The following is a 20,420-nucleotide window of genomic DNA, read 5'->3' as shown; positions in this document are numbered from 1 at the left end:
AACAAAACACGCAGTATGTGGCGAGTAAATGCAATTTACTAGCAGTAAAGTGTGATTAATTGCGGTATCGGTCAGCCATGTTTATCGTGTTGGTATGAAGGGATGTTGGTTGTGTTTTGCTGCTTAAAAATAAGGCAGTTTAAGACAGTGGAAGCAGGCTAAGAAACTTGAGTGGTTAATGCTTTATGAAGGCACTCCCTTGCCTTTCTGATTAGAGTATGACGCGGTTCCGACCTTTCTGCTTCGCTTTGTATAATGCTTGGTCGGCTGCTTTTAGGACATTGTCAGGGTTATGATCGGGAAAACTGTCTGCTACACCAATACTCACTGTGACATTGGTTGAGTTGGCTTTTTCTTCTTTTTTCCGCATTTTCTCACCTTTTTTGGCATTCTCGGGGCGCGTCGCATGATCGCGGATCACTAAGTCATAATCAGCTATTGCTTGACGGAGTTCATCTAAAAATGCTTTGCATTCATTGGCTTCTTTTCCCTTATACATAATGGTGAATTCTTCACCACCGTAACGGAAAATTTGGGCGCCCCCTTTGGTCTGTCTCATAATTTGTGCGACGAGTTTAAGCACATCGTCACCTGTTTTATGGCCATAGGTATCGTTGAATTTCTTAAAGTGATCGACATCCAACATGGCGAGGGTATAGGTGCGGCCTAGGTGTTTTAATTCCGTCTCTAATGCACGTCGTCCCGGTATACCTGTTAACTGGTCTACAAACGCTAATTCATGGCTACAGGTAACGAGATTGAGTAATAAGATCAAGGCTGCAATAGAAAACGCTGTGCTTGATATAAAGCTAAACTGAAACAGTACAAACGTCATACATGAAAATAATAGACTAACGAATACTGTTTGATCTGAGCCTAGGTTACGCTTCAGTATGGTTGAAGCGCTGCTTAAAGTGATGGCTATTGAAAATAGAAAGAGCACGATAGGCATAGGTGAAAAAGTGGGGATAGTAAAAAGGTAACTGTCCCATAGCCAGCTTAAATCGCTGTGACTAAAGTGGTTAACCACTAAGGCTGACCATGCAATTTGCATTACAATGAAGAGTAAGTAATAGCCGCCAAACCGTGAATGTAGCCGCTTATCGGGCAGTATGTGTATTTGTAGCAAATTCAATGGTAAGAGTGCAGAGAGCAACACATATACGAGCTTAGTGTCGTTATTAGAAAGCGGTGCTTGTAAGTAATTCTGAATGACGTAATACGCCACACCCATTAAGAGTGCGGTTAATCCTGTTCGGCCTTGGTTAAAAGGTTGGCTTAGTAAAATAACTAATGCGAACAAGACATAAGGAAGCGTGAATAGCAGCGACTGGTACGTAATAAGCGTATATTGCGCGAACTCAAGCAGGAAAAGGGTACTCAGTGCTAAAAAAACTGGTAGTCCAAATCGAAATCCTGCGCTTCTAAATACATTAAATGATAGTGGCAACATGTAATCGCTTTCCCTTAACGGGTACTTCTCAAATTCATAATCTTCCTTTTTGCATTGTGGTTACTCGTGATTCCAATCGTAACGGGTTATTCGGCATTCCCAGGTGTGCTGTAAAGTAGGTGGTTGACATTCAACCACCCTAAATAATATTTAGGCATTAATGAGGTATGTGACCTCATGAGTGATTTATCGGCAGGCTGTGAACTTACTTGATGAGGTATGGAAATAAGTGTCTTTTTTGCTCTGCTGTTAGATTTTCGACGCACTCAATATTGCGCTCAGGAATGCCTTCTGGGTCCGGGTAATGCTTTAACACCTTTTCCATGCTTTCTTCTCGAATAAGGTGGAAGATAGGGTAAGGAGAACGGTTCGTTAGGTTTTCAGCATCATCAGCTTCCGTCCCATAGAACTGATAGTCAGGGTGGAAACTCGCGATCTGATAAATCCCTTGTTTATTTAACTGTGTGACTAAGCCTTCGACGAGATCAAGGAATTGGTTGTAGTCATCAAAATCAGCCAACATATTAGGTGCAACAACCAAGGTTGTCTCTAATTCCGTTGCGGGTGTCTCATCAAGATGGCGGAGTTCTTGGTAGATATCTTCTAGCAGTGCAGCCTCATCGTTGTGCTCACTAACATGAATTTTGATTTGTTTATTTCGGTTGGGTTTGGCAGCAAACGGACACAGATTTAGGCCGATTACGACATCTTCTAACCATTGTTGTACAACTTGAGCAACGTTTGACATGGCTGATATTTACTCTTATTTATTTTTTGATAAGGGTAACAGTAAAACAGGCGATAGACGAGATAATCCCTAGGTATGAAGACAAATTTAATCGATGTAATAGCCTTGGTGAATATTCTGTATGAGGAGTGTCATTGAGTACAATTACATCAAGGGTCACATTGTTTTGTTGTGGGAATTGATGGTAGGGTACAAAAAAGCCGACATGATGTCGGCTTTTTTCCATAGCAGTGGAAGATTATGCTTTTTCTTCTACGCTGACCTCAGCTTTAGGTGCTGGGAATTGCTGTACAGGGCGCGCGACAAGTTGACGTGTTGCAGTACGCACTTCAGTCAGTTTAACTTCAAAGCTATCACCCAGTTGATATTCGCGTACTTTATCAATATTGACGACGCCAAGTTCACCGCTACATTCGATGCGCTCTTTGTTATCAACAATTAATGAACCAGGGATAAATGCCGCTGCACCATTTTCGATTAGGCGAACACGCATGCCTGCACGGTTAATATCAAAAATTTCGCCTGTAAAGACGGTTTCTTCTTTTACTGCGTTTGACAATAGGCGCACGTATAACCAATCAGATACATCGCGTTCTGCCATGCGGTGGAAACGACGGTGCGCGGCGATTTCATCACCCACAGTGTCGTCCGGTTTCTGGCTTGCTTCGTTACCTGTAATGACAGCTTTTAGTAGGCGGTGGTTAATCATGTCACCGTATTTACGGATAGGTGATGTCCAAGTTGCGTAAACATCTAAGCCCATTGCATAGTGAGGTGCAGGTAGGTTGCCTACTTCACTGTATGCTTGGAATTTACGGAGGCGGTTGTCCAAGTACGTGGTGTCTTGTTCATTTAGCCAACGACGAAGAGCACTGAAACCAGATAAGGTTTCAATTTCTTCTTTAGTAAATGGCGCTTCTGCTTTGGTCAGGAAATCCATCGCAGTGTCAATTTTCTCAGGGTTGAAACCTGCGTGAGTATTGAATACACCTAAACCAAATTTATCGCGAAGCACACGACCCGCACAAATATTAGCAGTGATCATTGCCTCTTCAACCATGCGGTTAGCAGTACGGCGAGGGTCAGTATGAATAGCGATGACATCATTGTCTTCGCTAAGTTCGAAGCGGTAATCTGGGCGATCTGGGAATACGACCGCATTGTTTGCGCGCCAGTCACTGCGTGCATTAGCAAATGCGTGTAGAACATCGATTTGCTGACGGATAATGTCATTTGGGGCAAAGCCTTCACATTCGCCATTCTCGATCAGATCAGAGATATTATCGTAGGCAAGGCGGGCTTGAGACTGGATCCATGCTGCAAAGAAAGTGATGTCATCACTGATCACGCCATCTTTGCTTACGTTTACGCGACAACAAATAGCTGGTCGCTTTTCGTTTTCCATTAGTGAACAAAGTTCATCACTTAGTTCGCGTGGTAGCATTGGAATGTTACGACCAGGTAGATAGATAGTGAAGCCACGTTCGCGGGCCTCTTTATCCATGTCGTTACCCACTTCAATGTAAGACGTTGGATCGGCAATCGCGATGGTAATGTCGAAGCTGCCGTCTTCTTTCTGTTCCGTGTATAGCGCATCATCCATATCTTTGGTTGATTCGCCATCAATGGTAATGAAAGGAACATGAGTAAGGTCTTGACGCTCAAGGCCTTCATCGAGCATTGACCAGCTTTCTTGTGGCGCAGGCTCTGCATTTGGTAGGTTATGACGAGCAAGCGTTACCCACCAAGGTGCAATTTTATCACCGCTGTCTGTGATTTTCTCTTTCACTACACAAGAAAATGCCTTGTTCTTAGCATCTTTAGTGGTATCAAGCGGGTGATTGTTCAGGTTGGCAACAACCCAATCGCCTTCTTTTAGGCTTTCTGGATTCAGCCCTTTGATTGCACGCGCTTTAATTGCATCTTTTAGTTGCGGGTGATCCGGCATGACATGCAAACGACTACGAATCAATTTAACACGGCCGATAAAACGCGTTAGCGATTGTTCTACAAGCTCTTGTGGTTCAGCAACTTCGCGCTCTTTTTCAGTTCGAATAACTGCAATTACACGATCGCCATGCATAACATTTTTCATGTATGTCGGCGGGATGAAAATACTGTCTTTACTGTTGTCGAGTTCTAAAAAGCCAAAACCGCGATCTGTGGCTTTGATCGTCCCTTCTTTTTTAGGAAGGGTTTCTTGAATTTGCTTCTTTAGCTGGGCTAGTAGTGGGTTGTCTTGAAACATTTTACCTGGTCTCAGAATGTGAACCATCACACTATACGGATTTATCGTAAATGGCACAAATAACAACGAAGATTGAGGAATATTCTCCATTGAGGTTGAAAGCCCGCCACCAGAGAGTGTTTGAATTATCGATAATGAAAGAAAATATGGCGTTGGAATGACATATTTATGTCGTATCAATCGTTTTTATAACAAAGCGTCTGTGCTGAGTTCACAAACTAATTAAAAGTTACTAGTTCAAGCGAAATGCAAGCGCAATACTTTGCATAGGTAATTGTCTTTGCAGCAATTTAATCGGGAATGCAAAGCGCAGTAAAAGCCGAAATAAATAAAAATAATAATACCTACCTAAATAAGTGATGAGCCATATAAGTGTTATGACTAAACATGCTTTTCATGGAGGGGGTAAACGTTGGCGCTAGGATAATTTATGACTGTCTGTGATGTGACTGGGCTAAATGATTTAGTTGAACAGCTTGCTCGACAAGCGAATATGGAGCGGTGGTGTCATTGCTTAATGTCATCACTACACAAAGATTTAAAGCTGAATTCAATCACACTCTTGGTTGAACAGGATGATCGTACTTATGTGTTTGCGAGTTGGAGCGGGAAATCGGATTATCGGTATTACAATCAGCCGTTATTGATGACGGAATATAATGGTGTGCCGATGGGGTTGTTTGAGCAGGCTAAACAGAATCATGAGTTTGTTCGCGCTTATGTGAGTAAGCCTTACAAAGCCTTGTGGAACATTGAAGACAACCTGTGGTGTCAGATTTTATTGCCGATTCAAATGCATGGTCGTAATGTCGCTTATATCTATGCAGAAACAGCGGATTCTGCACGTTTTGAATCAAGCCTTCATTATGTCGAAAGATTGCTTGTCGTATTAGCGTCCGATATTAGCGCGCGCGTATTACAGCAAGAGGTGATTCACCATAATATTACTCGGCGTAGCATTGAAGCAGAGCTAGAAGTTCGAAAGCAGTCGATCACGAATTATTTAGGCTTAATGCGTAACCTTCACGAAGTCACGCTGAAGCTATCACAAGCAACCCAACTCGATACACTTTATCGGCAAGCCATAGAGTTAGGGCGGGCTTACCTTGGTATCGATAGAATGGCGATATTCCTGACGGACTTTGAATCGAATTTGATGCTGGGCACCTATGGCACATCTCCAGAAGGTCTGCTGGTGGACAGAAAAGCCTTTAATAGTCAGATTCCCGATCACCCATTGGTTAACGAGGCATTGAGTCATAAGAATCATGTTGTCGTTAAAGAAAACGCACCACTGTATTATGGCAAGGAACAAGTCGGTACTGGCTGGAATGCCATGATTGCGATGTGGAATGGTGTTGAATGTATTGGTTGGATTGCTGTTGATAATTTGATTAATCAACGTGCACTAACAGAACATCAAAAAGAAATACTAAAGCTCTTTGGTGCTGCGATAGGGCAGCAAATTGTGATCCGCCGAAATTATGATTCAATCAAAGAACTTAATATTGATCTTGAGAAACGTGTGATTAGACGTACGCAAGAACTTCAAGCAACTAATCGGGCACTTGAAGAGGCCAATCGCAGTCTTGAACAGCTGTCTATGCAAGATGGCCTTACCGGTATTGCTAATCGACGCTTCTTTGATCTTCGTTTTGCTCGGTACTGGGCGGTTGCAACAAAGAAGCAAGTGCCACTGACTGTCATGATGATTGATGTCGATAATTTCAAATCATATAACGATACAAATGGTCACTTAGAAGGTGATCATTGTCTTAAGCGAATCGCCTCTCGGCTTGAAAGTACATTAGCACCTTATAAAAAGTCGATAGTCTGCCGATACGGCGGTGAAGAGTTTGCTTGTTTACTACCGACGGTTGATAAAGCAATGGCAAGCTTGATTGCTGAGGATTTACGGTGTGCGGTTGCAGAGCTTGGGATCCCACATCGCACACAAGATACACCCTATGCCACTGTTAGCATTGGTGTGCATACGACAATACCTGCGGGGGAGTTTAGTATGAGCGAAGCATTAATGACCTTAGCTGATAAGGCGTTATATGCAGCAAAAACACAGGGCCGTAATTGTGTCGTGTCTTGGTAGTAAGGCTAACTATCTATTTACTAGCGAAAAGCGGCGAGACGAAGTTGGATTAAGCCGTTTAATGGATTAAATCTTTGATGGGAACCTCTGCTTAGTAAAAAAAGCAGAGGTTTTTTGATCTTATTCTCTTTCTAATCGTTTGTTAACACGCAGCTTATTCAGTGCTACTAGCAAGAACAAGGCTATTTTTACAGCACTCTTTGCCTTAATCCGCTCAAAACGGGCGTTTAACAGTCAATTTGTGACAGTGTTCAATTTTTTCTGGATTTTTATCAAGTAATGGCGCAGAATACGCGCCTCTCATCGTCGAGGCCCATGCTTGTGGTTGCTGTTGCAGAACTCTTAAAGCAGAAGGGGCCCCGTTTTACGTTAGATTATTTATTGGGATCCCAATGCAAGAATCTGTTACAGAATTTCGTCAGTTAGATCTGGCCGACACACTACTATCCGCACTTGACTCAATGGGCTTTGTTGCGCCTACTCCTATTCAGGCTGCGTCGATTCCTTTGCTTCTTACTGGTGTTGATGCACTAGGTAAAGCACAAACTGGTACTGGTAAAACTGCTGCGTTTTCCCTACCACTACTTAACAAAGTAGATCTTGCTCAGCACAAGCCTCAAGCAATTGTTATGGCTCCAACGCGTGAGCTTGCAATTCAGGTTGCTGCAGAAATTAAAGTTCTTGGTCAAAACATCAAGGGCCTAAAAGTTTTAGAAATCTACGGTGGTGCATCTATCGTTGATCAAATGCGTGCACTTAAAAATGGTGCTCACATTGTTGTTGGTACACCTGGTCGTGTTAAAGACCTTATTTCTCGTGATCGTCTGCACCTTGATGAAGTAAGTACTTTTGTACTTGATGAAGCAGATGAAATGCTGAAGATGGGCTTCGTTGACGACGTAACTTGGATCATGGAACAAGCTCCTGCATCAGCGCAGCGCGTATTGTTCTCGGCAACTATGCCTCCAATCGTTAAGCAAATCGTTGACCGTTTCCTACGTAACCCTGAGCGTATTGACGTTGCTGGTGAAAACCGCACTGTTTCTCAAGTAGAGCAGCAGTTCTGGGTTGTTAAAGGCGTAGAGAAAGACGAAGCAATGAGCCGTCTTCTTGAAACTGAAGATACTGACGCGTCAATCGTATTCGTTCGTACTCGTCAAGATACTGAGCGCCTAGCTGATTGGCTATCTTCTCGTGGCTTTAAAGCTGCAGCACTTCACGGTGATATTCCACAGTCGCTACGTGAGCGCACTGTAGATCACATCAAACGTGGTGTTATCGATATTCTAGTTGCAACTGACGTTGTTGCTCGTGGTCTTGATGTACCGCGTATCACACACGTATTCAACTACGATATCCCATTCGATGTAGAGTCATACATCCACCGTATCGGCCGTACAGGTCGTGCTGGACGTACTGGTAAGGCGATCCTTCTTGTTCGCACTAACCAAATCCGTATGCTTCGTACAATCGAGCGCGTAACTAAGTCTCGTATGGAAGAAATCCAACTTCCTAACCGTGACCTTGTTGCTGCATCTCGTCTTAACCGTCTGGGTGAAGAACTAGCGGCTCAAAAAGAGCAAACAAATGTTGATGCGTTTGTAGAGCTAGTTGAGAAGCTACAAGAATCTATTGAAGTTGATGCTGCGACACTTGCTGCAATGCTTCTTCAGCGTCAACAAGGCAACCGTCCGTTGTTCTACAACGGCCCAGACCCAATGATTGCTGCTATCGAGCGTGAAAAACAACGTCGTGATCGTCGTCGTGATGATCGTGGTGGTGAGCGTGGCGAACGCGGTGAACGTCGTGAGCGTCGTTCATACAACAACGCTGACTGGGATACTTACCAGCTTCAAGTTGGTCGTGAGCAAGGTGTTCAGGTTAAAGATATCGTTGGTGCAATCGCAAACGAACTTGGCCTAAGCAAAGAGTTCATTGGTGCAATTAAACTTGCTCCGGAACACACTTATGTTCAACTTCCTAAGAAGATGACAGCTGAAGTATCTGCACAACTTAAGAAGCTACGCATTCGTCAAAACGATGTTAAAGCGGTAGTTGTTGAAGGCGAAGTACTTCGTGAGCACCGTGGCGGTAACGGCGGTGGTCGTCGTGACGGCGGTAACCGTGGTAATGGTCATCGTGGTCGTCGTGAAGGTGGCAATGGTGAACGTCGTTTCGACCGTAACCGTGGCGGTGACAACCGTGGTGGCTACCGTGGTAACCGTGATGGTGGCAACGGCGGCAACCGTCGTAGCAATGCTGACCGTAAACCACGCACTGACGCATAAGTTTAACGCTTAAGCTTATTGAATAAAGAAACCGGGCTTTTTAGTCCGGTTTTTTATTGCCTGTCGTTTGGTGTTTGTGACGGTGACTGAGTTTAGTTGAAGTTAGGCTAAGAACTTACTGATGGCTAAGTAACTGTGCGTGTTAGCTTCTGGCATGAGATCTGGTAAGTTTAAAAAAGCATGGATCGTATTAGGTTGCTCAAGGTAAATCGCTTCTATGTTGTGGGCAAGTAAGCGGTGATAATAGCGTCTACCATCATCTTTGATTGGGCAATATTGTGCCGATAGCACTAAGGTTTTTGGATGCGCTTGTGTCAGCGTCCCAAAAAGAGGAGAAGCACTGTGCCTATCATCTTGTTCTGTAAAGTATTGATCAAAATACCATTCAATTTTCTTCGTTTCTAATAAATATCCCTGTCCATGCAAATCCAAAGAAGGGGCACTGAGGGTATAGTCCAAACTTGGATAAATAAGCACTAGTCTATTTATCATCGGATTGTCTTTGTATTGCAGCTGCTGTGCCAGTGTTGCTGCCATGGCTGCCCCTGCAGAGTCACCAACTAACAGCAAGGAATCACTATGCTTGATGCCCACAGTTGCGAGTGTATCGTGTATATGCAGAAGGCTATGGTATGCATCGTCGAGGCCTGCTGGATAGGGGTACTCAGGGGCTAGGCGATAATCAATTGTGACAACTATTGCTTGGCAGTGATGTGCAAGCTGTCGGCTGATGGTGTCGTAAACATCAATACTGCCACACAAATGCCCACCACCATGTAATAGCAAAAGCACGGGAAGCTTCTCATCCTTTTGCCATTTACTGTTCTTTATTGATTGCTCGCGTAACCTATTTTGTTTATACGGCTGGTAAATTCGACAGCCAATAGCGCTGTCAGCGATATGAGTGTCTACGATAGCAGCCATATCGATACAGGCGCTTGTGTGTTGCTTTGTCAGGGCGGCAAGTCCATCACGGACCCTCTGAGGCGAGAGCGGTGAGGAAGGGGCTTGTTGATGGATGGCATTAAGCCAGTTGCGTAAATGGCTTGCCATTGGCATGAGCAATTCCTTTTTTGCGTTCTAGGTCAATTTCAGGTGTCCGTTTAACCAGATATTCTTTGAAGTTAGCGCAGCGTGTCGGCATGTGTCGACGTGGCTTGAAATATAAACTCAATTCAAATTGGCTCGTGGCGTAATTGGTTAAGATCGGAACCAATTTACCGGCTGCAATTTCTTTTCCTATCAAGCAGTAGGGTAAGTAGGCGATGCCTCCACCGGCTATCGCAATGTTACGCAGGATCTCGCTATCATCCGCTTCTACGGTCTGTGGGATATCCACCGAACTGTATTCGCCGTTAAGTTCGAAAATCCACTTATTACCGCCGACTAAGGTGGTGGCATATAAGCAGAGGTGTTGTTTGAGCTCCAGTGGGTAGATAGGCTCGCCAAATTGCTTTATATAATCAGGTGAACAGCAGGCAATCAGAGGCTCTTGTAGTAAAGCTCGCTTGACCAATAAGCTATCTTTGTCTTGAAAACCACGGTATGTCGCATTGGCGCGAACCGCAAAATCGACCTCATGGGTGTGGTCAACATCGAAGGCTGTTTCTATGACTAAAAAATTGATATCAGGGTGAATTTGAACATATTCCCCTATGATAGTCGCTAGGTAGTGTTTGGCAAAAAGTGGCGTGCTGGCAATACGGATAGTCCCGCGATCTTCATGGCTAAGGTTCTGTACTTCATCGAAAACCTCGTTGATCTGGCCATGTATTTGATTGAAGCGATCAAATAAACGTTGCCCTGCTTGGGTCGGGCTAATTTTTCGAGTTGTTCGTTTTACTAGGCTAACCCCCATGTTTTCTTCGAGTTCATTAAGCCAGCGACTACCCGCAGAGGGGGATATACCATATTGTTTCGCGGCTATACTGAGCGAGCCTGCGCGAATGACATGAAGAAAAAAAACCACCTTGTCTAACATTTTGCTTTCCATAGGTAATCTAACGGTGATGAATAACAGCTGTGTATCCAACTGCCAGCAACCTACTATAGCAAAAAACCAGTATGCATCTTATTGCAAAAATATTTCATCTCAGCTCTGTGAACATGTGCTGCAACTTCACTCGAAATAAATATGAAAATCTGAATTGCATCAATGTTGGTAATTAAATTGCATAACTGGACTATCATCAGATGATAAGAAATGTCTCGTAGTAAGCATTTGAACTAATTGTTTTTGAACGACTTGTTTTTCAATTATGTATAAGGGATGGAGTTATGCTGACGAATAAAGTGTGTATTGTGACAGGCGCAGCGCAAGGTATAGGTCGATGTATTGCTGAAACCTTTGCCAAGCATGAAGCTAAAATGGTGTTTGTTTGCGATATGAATGCCAGCGCGATGCAAGACTTAGCGCAAACTTACACGAATGTACGCACCGTTGAGCTGAATGTTTGTGATAGGCCATCGATTACTCACTTCATTGACCAAGTGAATGCTGAATATGGCACTGTTGATGTACTCGTCAATAATGCAGGGATCACGCGTGATAATTTGATAGATAAAATGGCTGAAGATGAGTGGGATCTGGTCGCTGATGTTAACCTTAAAGGTGTTTTTAATATGACGCAAGCCGTTGCCCCACTTATGATGGCGTCGGGTGAGGGATCTATCATTACCATGTCTTCGGTTGTTGGCACGGATGGTAATATTGGCCAAACAAATTACGCTGCAACCAAGGGGGGAGTCATTGCAATGACAAAAGGTTGGGCAAAAGAGTTCTCGCGTAAAGGCGCGCAAGTGCGTGCTAATTGTATTGCCCCTGGTTTTGTAGAAACGCCAATGACCGTTGACTTACCCGAGAAGGTTCTCGATTTTATGAAGGCTAAAACACCACTTAAACGTATGGGAAAACCACAAGATATTGCCAATGGTGCACTTTTCCTAGCGAGCGATAATGCTTCATTTATTACCGGCCAAACGTTAAAAATTGATGGTGGTCTGGTCATTTAATTGCAGCAATAAGAGATCTCTTAAAGGGCGCTTCGGCGCTCTTTTTTGTTTCCTGCGAAAGGAAAAGCGTCATTTTTTCTTTCTGGGCATCCATTTGTCAAAGCTAAGATTTATCTTATTCGATTGTATTTTCTTGTGGTATAAAATATCATGCATTTAAAATGCAACTTAAGTAAGGTCTTCTATGCGCTCTCTTTTTCTCCGAATGCGGTTTATCCATTGGGTTGGTGCTTTGGCGCTTTTTATCAATGCCGCTTTCTTTACTGAGGCATTGTTTTCACAAATTCTCCAATACGTAATCGTTGCTGTTTTGGTTATCCACGACATTGATGAAAAATACTGGGGCGTTGAATCACTCAAGCGGGTAACGGAATACATGCACCGCTTTGAAAATAAAGATCTCTCGGTTGCCTGTGATGTGGATAGTCGCTATAACAGCGAACTTGGCGCAGTGTTAACTGTGATTAATTCGTTTCGTCAAAATGTAAATAATGCGTTGATCGGCATTCAGCAACAGGCGGCGAAAACCGATGAGGTTGCTGATTTATTAACGACGAAAACAAGTAATATTTCAGCACGTATTCAAGCCCAAGATGTTTTAGTCGAAAACGTCACAGCACAATTTCATCAACTTGATCAAACCGCGTCCGAGCTTCAAGCAAAAGCTGCGGCGACAGAGCAGCAGGTTATGAAGACAAGGACTGGATTATTGCAATCGAACGACGCTATGGGCGATATGGCAAAAAGTATCGGTTCTTATATGGAGAGTAATCTTACTCTTGATGAGAAGTTTAAATCCTTGCTTGATCAAACCAAGTCAGTTGAAGGTGTTGTCTCTGTTATTGGTAACCTCGCGGATCAAACTAACCTTCTAGCATTAAATGCTGCCATTGAAGCAGCACGGGCAGGGGAACATGGTCGAGGTTTTGCAGTGGTTGCCGATGAAGTGCGCCAGCTAGCGATGTCGACACAAAACAGCTTAGATCAGATTAATCAAATTATTGGTGGGATCTTAACGGCTGTTAATGAGGCAGGAGCACAGATGCAGGCACAGTCTGCCGAGCTTGCAACGTTATCGGAATACTCTCAAACGAGTCAAAATGAAGTGCGAGAAGCCTGCGATAATATTGAAGGGATTTTAACCTTATTAGGGCGTGATCGGGCACAAGATAATGTGGATGTTAAGTACATAAGCCAGCTAGTCAAAGAGGTGGCGACAGAGATTGATGAGTTAAAGCAATTGTCGAGTTCCAATGCATTTGATTGTAGTGAATTAGAGCAACAAGGCATGCGTTTATCTCTGGTTACTGAACAAATTGTCGAGCAACTAAGATCATTCAAGACCAATCAGCAAGAGCCCCCTATTTCTTAATGCCGCAGCTAGCTAATGTAAAAGTGTTAAATTGAGCGCTGAGGCGCTCTTTTTAATTACCCTCTGCGAGCCGTTGCCTATAACATTTCCTCCTTATTTTTACCTGCTTGGTATCCAAACATATTTAATGTCTTGTAGCATCTCTAACTATTAAATATGGTATGATGTTCTGTATTTGTGATATTGAGTGCACAAACAATGAAAAAACTACAAGAAACCGCTTTTGATGAGACCATTGCTTACCTTTCATCAGCAAAATCATTGAATTGGACCCAGGCTCAGCGAGCCAGTTTTATTTGTCAGCTAGAAGCCTTGGATGCAAGTCATGCGATGGCCTGTCTTTCTCTTAATTCTCTGCGATCAATGATAAGTAGTATGACTGAAAGTATCTCTTTCTACTCTAGCTTTCCAGCGGGAGTAGCCCCCTTGCATGCGAATTCTGAAGATCTGTCATTACATGTTTATGCGGCATTGGCTTTGTATCAGGAGTAAGTCATGCAGTGTGCAACACTTAGCGATTACTTCACAGCGTTTGAAAGAATTGAACAACAACAAAGGCAAGATCAGCAACTGGCTGAATTGGATGCATTATCACTTTACTATCAACACTTTGATCAGCTATATCCACAGCCTACTCAGTCATCACAAGTCAACGACGTAAGGTGGCAGATGCAATATCAAGGCTATACGGATGCGCTGAGCCATTTGTATCGTCAGGAGTTTACGGATGGCTGCGAGATTAATGTATGGGAGATCAATGGCCTAAAGCGTGATGAGGTACGAAATACTGCCGTCTTGAGTTGGTGGCTAGATATGAATGCGTCGCATGGCTTAGGTAATGCACTACTTAAGCAAGTCATTAAAGATCATCTTCCTGAAGTAGATATTTTTCACTTAGAAGGTGAACCGTACAGAGTTTACCCTGAAAGTCTGCCGCTTGCTGATATTCAAGATAGGATTGATATCGAAATTCTTTCAAACGCCTTGTTAATGTTTTGGGAAGTGAAAATTGACGCCCCAGAAGGCACGGAACAACTCTCCCGATACCATCACTTGTTACAAACAAAGTGCCGTCACTTAGCGCTGGATTCGAGTCAAGCGTTGGTTTATCTCACGACAGATAAACAAGTTAAGTGCCACACAATGCCTTTTACTTATGGCTTGACTTGGAAAGAGCTACGTAAAAGTTTTTTAACCGTTTTAAAGCACCTTCCGCCGAGCCTGCAATCACGCCAACTACTTGGTCAATATTGCCAATTTATACGAAATTTTTGAGGTAAACATGAAATATAGCCAAGATCTTGCTCAGCTAGTTATCGCTAATCTTGAAAACCATGAACGCGCTAAGAAAGTGCTTGCTGAGGTTGATGAGGTTGTTTTAGGGCGTATTTCTCTAGAGATAAAAGAGCTATTAACGCAATTTCAATCTTCATTAGATTTAGAGTGTGATTTTGATTTGTACGAGAACGCCTGTATCGATTTCAGCTTTGCACCTTGGCTCGTTCAGGATGAACGTTCCGTATATTTTTCAGTTCAACCGTCAGAAGATAATGACGATGAATGGATTTCTCACATTTGTGGCTTAAATGGCAGCAGTAACTACCTAGCGCTTCGTTTTTGTACGAATTATCGAATTTTGGGTATGAAAGCACTCCCATTCAAAGCCCGTTTGAAAGACGCATTATTTGATAAAACCGCACTGATAGATAAAGGTTTTAAGTTATCGGCGGATGGGTACTACGTTGAGTATATGATTAAGTTTAATCATACCGATATTGTAGAAGGTTACCCACATGATTTAGAAAAGGCGATGATGCCTTTAGTTGCCGCAATGGATACGTTGAAATCAGCCATGCCTGAATTTGATAAGCTGCAGAAGATATTAACCGCGCATGTCGTGTGAATCCAGCTTAAAGATGAATGGGCGGTGAGTAAATCATTCTGTCGCCGCCCTTTAGCTTCGACGAGGCTACTTTCTCTATGTTGGCTGTTATAAACCTTGCCAGAAATTTAGCGATCGCCCTATATCACCTTATCTCTAATTTAATCACCTAGTCGCTTTACTTCATCAGCAATTATGACCGAGATTTTAAATGAATTAATCGACATTTTAGAAACAATCAACGATTAAAGTTATAAAGAATTTGTTTAATAGCCATTCTATTTATATAGAAGCTTTTATCGACATAGGTTATTAACGGTATTGTTAATTAACCTAGTTGTTGAAATATGCGATCAAGGTAGGTGTTTTATAATTATCATAAGATCTTCATCACTATTGCTGTTAATGAAAAGATATAACATGCTTCTGAATGGTTAACAAATAAATATAATTAGGAGTAATGTCGTTAGTAACTAATCTGTAATTTAATTGAAAACTGAGTAATACGTACATCTTTCTAAAGGAATATTTATATAGGTCTTTAATTATCACGGACTTCGGGTTTTTATGCCTGAAATATGAGGAAGTATTATGTCTATCGCGTTTTCCCGTCAGCCTTCTGCTTTTAAATTAATGTGCATTATAATAATGCCCGCTATGTTATCTATGTATGGCCTTGTTGCCATTGTCACCGTTTTTATGGTGAATGATTTGGGTATGTCAGAAAAGGATGCCTTTTTGATAAACGGCGCAGCTTCTGCGTTTTCAACGATCATTTATGCCATCGGTGGGTACTTGGCTGATAAGGTTATTGGTGTTAAAAGGTCATTGATTATCGGTAACTTAGGTATTGTAATTACCTTGTTGCTTCTCAGCTATGCTGCTGCAATTGGAAGTATTCCGTTGGCAATGATAGGTATTGCGGGGGGCGGGGTGAGCCGTGCATTAGCAAACAACTGTCCGTCTAATTTAATATCTAAAGCTTACAAAAAGGATGATATTAGAATTGATAGTGCGTTTACCCTTTATTACATGATGATTAATGTTGGGTCATGTATTTCATTAGTTATCACACCACTTATTGCACATAAATATGATTATTCAACTGGGTTTGCGATTGCAGCTTTATGGAATGTCATTACTATTTCTATTTTTCTTTGGAAAAGAAACTTGGTCAAAAACCTTGGTGCGCAGGCCGACTTTGAAACCATTAAAGTTAAAACTTATATTGCATTATTTTTAGGATTAACGGCGTTAACATTATTGGGTAGTTGGTTAATAACGCATTATCAACTTATGCAAATGCTATTAATTGTTGCGTTAGGCATTGCGCTTGCATTTTTTATTAATTATATGCGAAAAGAATCCAAAGCTCAGCAGAAAAAAATGATGGCAAGTTTAGTGTTATTAGGTTTTTCAGTGGTGTTTTTTATCCTGTATAAACAAATGCCAACCTCACTAACATTCTTTGCTATTCATAATACTCGCCATGAATTCCTAGGTATTCCATTTGATCCTGTATCCACTCAAGCACTCAATCCGTTCTGGATTATTATTCTTAGCCCATTACTTGCTATCTTTTATGAAAGAACCAGTGCCAAAGGCCATGGTGCGTCCTTGCCCTTGAAGTTTGCAATGGGGATGATCTTTTGTTCGATGGCATTTTTGTGTCTATCTTATGGCGCAAGCTTCATGGCTGATGAAGCGGGTCGAGTTTCAGCATTTTGGCTGATCTTAACGCACTTATTCCAAGGATTAGGGGAACTACTGATCAGTGCGTTGGGTATTTCGGTATTGGCGCAACTAGTACCTAATCACATGATTGGCTTCACACTTGGGTTTAGAACCTTAACATTGGGGATTTCGGCAATAATTGCGGCAAACCTTGCGGTGTATATTGCAGTACCTGAATCATCAGGCAGTGTGGATTCGTTACAAACTTTACCGGTTTATGCCAGTTACTTTCTGAAGGTTGGTATAGGGGCGTTGATCATGGCGGTATTGATGTTAGTCACGGCGAAAAAATTGAATAACCTGATTACTGATAGTGACGCTGAAGACAAAGAGCAGGTTGAGGCGACGAGTTAATATCGCAAGGAGTTCAATCGTTGATCTGATCTAGAAGAAAAGCGTTGATGTGTCATTCAAAAGAGCCCGAGATACCTGAACTGGGCTCTTTTGCTTGAAAGGCATTGCTTTGATTAGCTAATTAAACTTTTGACACTGTCACGCTCGACCAAAGTTGGTTCAAGTTGAATCACTTTATTCGAGGTGGTTTTGTGATTAATTTTATCTAGTAGTGTATCAACCGCTTGCTGACCTAAACGATGCTTGGGCTGATGAATCGTCGTTAGCGATGGTGTGATGTATTTTGCTAGCTTAATGTCATCGTAACCCACAATTGAAAGATCGTCAGGTACAGAGATACCTTTTTTATGGGCGGTATTAATAACTCCCATGGCCATCATGTCATTACAGACGAATAGCGCTGTTGGTAATTCTCCATTTCGGCAAATGGCGTTAAAGGCTTGTTCACCCCCTTCACACTCAAAGTTGCCTGAAGCAATCCAGTCTTTGTTGATGGTTAAGCCTGACTCTTCCATAGCTTGTACAAAACCGGATAGTCGCTGTTGAGCGGGCAGCTTATCAAGCGGCCCTGTTAAACATCCAATTTTTGTATGACCTTGGGCAATCAAATGCTTGGTGGCTAAATACCCGCCGTGATGAGAGTTGTCTTGGATTTTGTCACTCGGAAAATCAATCGGGCCCCAATCCATTACGACAGTTGGTACGGGTTGGTGACGGGAGAATAAATCAAAGGCGTTGGTTTCGACTTCACTGCACATCAATAAAAGGCCATCGACACGCTTTTGTAAAAGCATATCGAGGTTGGAATGCATGCGCTCTAGGTCGCCTTCTGTATTGCATAAAATAAGGTTGTAACCTTGTTCGTAACAGCGGCGTTCAACGCCTTTTACAACTTCACCAAAGAAGGGGTTGGTCGAAGTGGTCACCAGCATGCCGAAAGTGCGTGTGTGATTAACCTTAAGGCTGCGTGCTAATGCTGATGGGGCGTAGCTGAGTTCTTCAACGGCTGCACGAACACGCGTAGAAATATCTTCACTGACAAATCGTGTTTTATTGAGTACGTGGCTGACGGTGGAGGTAGATACTCCTGCATGTTTTGCAACATCTTTAATGGTCGCCATACGATGTCCCTGTATGTGTTTTAGCCCTGCGGTAACACAGGGCTAGGGGATGAATTAACTGTGTTCAAGTAAGAAACGTTTTACTTCATGACGGTGTGGTATTGATGTTTGAGCGCCTAAACGGGTAACCGAAATAGCGGCCGCGGCATGTGCAAAGCGAATTGCATCATTTAAGCTTTTACCTTCTTGTAGGCCTGTTAACAGTGCGCCATTGAAAGTATCACCTGCTGCTGTAGTGTCTTTCGCATCGACACGAAAGCCTGTAACTTGCTCACCTTGACCGTTTTGGCTGATCCACACACCTTGGCTACCCAATGTGATCATCACGGTCGGGATACCTTTGTTGTGTAGAACGTCTGCCGCCTGTTGTGCAGAGGCCATATCAACCACTTTTACGCCAGTTAATAATTCAGCCTCAGTTTCGTTGGGCGTAATCATATCAACAAGTTGCAATAAGTCATCACTTAATGTTTGCGCGGGAGCAGGATTGAGCACCACCTTGGTGTTGGCTTCTTTGGCAACACGAGCCGCTGCAGTAATAGTTTCAACCGGTGTTTCAAGCTGCATTAGCAGGGTGTCGGCATGGGTGATTAGCGTATGATGCGGTGCGAGACGGGCTGGTGTTAAACATGCATTTGCTTCTGCTGAAATACAAATGCTGTTCTCACCTGTGGCTGCAACTTGGATCATTGCGATCCCTGTTGGTGTGTTTTCTTCAACTAATACCGCATCAGTATTAATGCCATCGTTAGCAAAGGCTTCACGGATATTAAGGCCAAAGCTGTCGTCACCCACGCAAGCAATAAAAGCGATATCAGCCCCTAAACGTGCTGCTGCAACGGCTTGGTTTGCGCCTTTACCACCAGGAATAACCGAGTAACTGTGGCCGTGTAGCGTTTCACCAGGGCGAGGAAAAGATGCCACTTGAAGAACATGATCAGCGTTAACGCTACCTAGAACAACTAACTTATTCATATCGAGACCTTTTTGTTTCTACTTGAGCCAATAGTGTTATGGCGGTCAAAATGCATGGGTTAACGGAGACGTTAAACAATGAACTTTGTCGGGAATTACAACTGGCAACGTGAAGAATGCCTGGGGTGAGTGCTCGGACATTGAGGAGAAGCGCTTAAGCCCTTCTCCTCAAATAGCGACAGGTGATTACTTAGTCACAACCTTTAGGTCAACAGGAATATAAGCATCCACTTTTTCACCTTTAAGCACTTTCGCAGCCGTTTCTACGCCTAGTGCACCAATTAGATCTGGCTGTTGTGCGATAGTCGCCCCAAGGATGCCACGCTTAACAGCGGCAACACCATCCTCTGTACCGTCGAAACCAACAATCAGCACGTCTTTACCAGATGCTTGTACAGCACGCAGCGCACCTAATGCCATTTCGTCGTTTTGGGCAAATACGGCTTGAACATCTGGGTTCGCCGCTAGCATGTTTTCCATCACGTTAAGGCCTTTCGTACGGTCAAAATCAGCAGGTTGGCTAGCAAGTAGATCCATGCCTCCACCGTTAACAGCCTTCATGAAACCTTCGCCACGCTCGCGTGCCGCAGAAGTACCAGCAATACCTTCAAGTTGGATAACGCGTGCTTTTTCGCCCACTTTTTCCATGATGAATTTACCCGCCATTTCACCACCGGCAACGTTGTCTGATGCAATGTGACTTACGACTTCACCACGGCTAGCGCCACGGTCTAGTGTAAGGACTGGGATTTTAGAGCGGTTTGCCATGCGGATGGCGTTAGAAACAGCGTCTGAATCTGTAGGGTTAATCAGAATTGCTTTCACGCCACGAACAGTAAGGTCTTCAATGTTAGAAAGCTCTTTACTTGGATCGTTTTGAGAATCAAGAACAATGAGTTCATAACCTAGCTCTTTGGCTTTTGCTTCAGCACCTTCTTTCATTGTTACGAAGAATGGGTTGTTCAGCGTAGAAACGACCATTGCCATGGTGTCTTGTGCTGATGCTGTAGTGCTGAATGACGCTGACAGCACTGCCGCTGAGATTAGGGTTGCTAACTTTTTCATTCTGTATTCCTTTTAGTTTCAGGTCAGGGTACCGAGCGGCGACATCAGGGGGAACACCGCTCGG

The 20,420-nt window shown here is 43.2% G+C and carries 16 protein-coding genes; 8 read left to right on the top strand and 8 right to left on the bottom strand.

Features of this window, described 5'->3' with window-relative positions; translation table 11 throughout:
* Positions 1-211: 211 nt before the first annotated feature.
* From OCU77_RS21805 to OCU77_RS21795, 3 genes are all read right to left on the bottom strand, one after another.
* Positions 212-1,453: a GGDEF domain-containing protein gene (locus OCU77_RS21805; protein ID WP_048897537.1), complete on the bottom strand. Its 1,242-nt coding sequence runs from the start codon at positions 1,451-1,453 to the stop codon at positions 212-214.
* Between the two features lie 205 nt (positions 1,454-1,658).
* On the bottom strand, positions 1,659-2,201 hold the full coding sequence (locus OCU77_RS21800; RefSeq protein WP_048897538.1) for a DUF1415 domain-containing protein: 543 nt from the start codon (positions 2,199-2,201) through the stop codon (positions 1,659-1,661).
* 238 nt (positions 2,202-2,439) lie between these two features.
* The gene (locus OCU77_RS21795) at positions 2,440-4,449 is read right to left on the bottom strand and encodes an exoribonuclease II (RefSeq protein WP_107302593.1); all 2,010 of its coding nucleotides are present in this window, start codon (positions 4,447-4,449) and stop codon (positions 2,440-2,442) included.
* Between the two features lie 430 nt (positions 4,450-4,879).
* Here OCU77_RS21795 and OCU77_RS21790 point away from each other — a divergent pair, with 430 nt between their 5' ends.
* Positions 4,880-6,553 (top strand): sensor domain-containing diguanylate cyclase, encoded by a 1,674-nt coding sequence (locus tag OCU77_RS21790; protein WP_107302594.1) that lies wholly within the window; start codon positions 4,880-4,882, stop codon positions 6,551-6,553.
* Between the two features lie 392 nt (positions 6,554-6,945).
* Positions 6,946-8,841 (top strand): DEAD/DEAH box helicase, encoded by a 1,896-nt coding sequence (locus tag OCU77_RS21785; protein ID WP_048897541.1) that lies wholly within the window; start codon positions 6,946-6,948, stop codon positions 8,839-8,841.
* Between the two features lie 102 nt (positions 8,842-8,943).
* Here the strand turns inward: OCU77_RS21785 and OCU77_RS21780 are convergent, their stop codons facing one another.
* Entirely contained in the window at positions 8,944-9,900 is a 957-nt protein-coding gene (locus OCU77_RS21780; protein WP_048897542.1) for an alpha/beta hydrolase fold domain-containing protein, read from the bottom strand.
* Entirely contained in the window at positions 9,866-10,822 is a 957-nt protein-coding gene (locus OCU77_RS21775) for a LysR family transcriptional regulator (RefSeq protein WP_107302595.1), read from the bottom strand. The genes OCU77_RS21780 and OCU77_RS21775 overlap by 35 nt, the downstream gene beginning before the upstream one ends.
* A gap of 296 nt (positions 10,823-11,118) precedes the next feature.
* On the opposite strand from OCU77_RS21775, the gene fabG reads away from it, so the two are divergent.
* From fabG to OCU77_RS21745, 6 genes are all read left to right on the top strand, one after another.
* The gene (gene fabG / locus OCU77_RS21770) at positions 11,119-11,853 is read left to right on the top strand and encodes a 3-oxoacyl-ACP reductase FabG (RefSeq protein WP_107302596.1); all 735 of its coding nucleotides are present in this window, start codon (positions 11,119-11,121) and stop codon (positions 11,851-11,853) included.
* Between the two features lie 184 nt (positions 11,854-12,037).
* Complete coding sequence (locus OCU77_RS21765; RefSeq protein ID WP_048897543.1) at positions 12,038-13,225, top strand: methyl-accepting chemotaxis protein; 1,188 nt, start codon at positions 12,038-12,040, stop codon at positions 13,223-13,225.
* A 198-nt stretch (positions 13,226-13,423) separates the two neighbouring features.
* A complete protein-coding gene (locus OCU77_RS21760; protein WP_048897544.1) occupies positions 13,424-13,717 on the top strand; it encodes a hypothetical protein in 294 nt (97 codons plus the stop codon).
* Between the two features lie 3 nt (positions 13,718-13,720).
* Positions 13,721-14,500 (top strand): PD-(D/E)XK nuclease family protein, encoded by a 780-nt coding sequence (locus OCU77_RS21755; RefSeq protein ID WP_048897545.1) that lies wholly within the window; start codon positions 13,721-13,723, stop codon positions 14,498-14,500.
* Positions 14,501-14,507: 7 nt separating this feature from the next.
* The gene (locus OCU77_RS21750; protein WP_048897546.1) at positions 14,508-15,128 is read left to right on the top strand and encodes a hypothetical protein; all 621 of its coding nucleotides are present in this window, start codon (positions 14,508-14,510) and stop codon (positions 15,126-15,128) included.
* A 570-nt stretch (positions 15,129-15,698) separates the two neighbouring features.
* Positions 15,699-17,195 carry an oligopeptide:H+ symporter gene (locus tag OCU77_RS21745; RefSeq protein WP_048897547.1) on the top strand — a complete coding sequence of 499 codons (1,497 nt, stop codon included), beginning with the start codon at positions 15,699-15,701 and terminating at the stop codon, positions 17,193-17,195.
* Between the two features lie 113 nt (positions 17,196-17,308).
* On the opposite strand, the gene OCU77_RS21740 is transcribed toward OCU77_RS21745, so the two are convergent.
* From OCU77_RS21740 to rbsB, 3 genes are all read right to left on the bottom strand, one after another.
* A complete protein-coding gene (locus OCU77_RS21740) occupies positions 17,309-18,316 on the bottom strand; it encodes a substrate-binding domain-containing protein (protein WP_107302597.1) in 1,008 nt (335 codons plus the stop codon).
* 54 nt (positions 18,317-18,370) lie between these two features.
* A complete protein-coding gene (gene rbsK / locus OCU77_RS21735) occupies positions 18,371-19,291 on the bottom strand; it encodes a ribokinase (protein WP_107302598.1) in 921 nt (306 codons plus the stop codon).
* Positions 19,292-19,477: 186 nt separating this feature from the next.
* Positions 19,478-20,356, bottom strand: a complete 879-nt coding sequence (rbsB, locus tag OCU77_RS21730) for a ribose ABC transporter substrate-binding protein RbsB (RefSeq protein ID WP_107302599.1) — start codon at positions 20,354-20,356, stop codon at positions 19,478-19,480.
* Positions 20,357-20,420 lie beyond the last annotated feature (64 nt).

The sequence above is a fragment of the Photobacterium swingsii genome (assembly GCF_024346715.1).
In the GTDB taxonomy this organism is placed as follows: Bacteria; Pseudomonadota; Gammaproteobacteria; order Enterobacterales; family Vibrionaceae; genus Photobacterium; species Photobacterium swingsii.
Note: the sequence above shows the minus strand (reverse complement) of the source record. Positions and strands in the feature narration are given on the sequence as shown.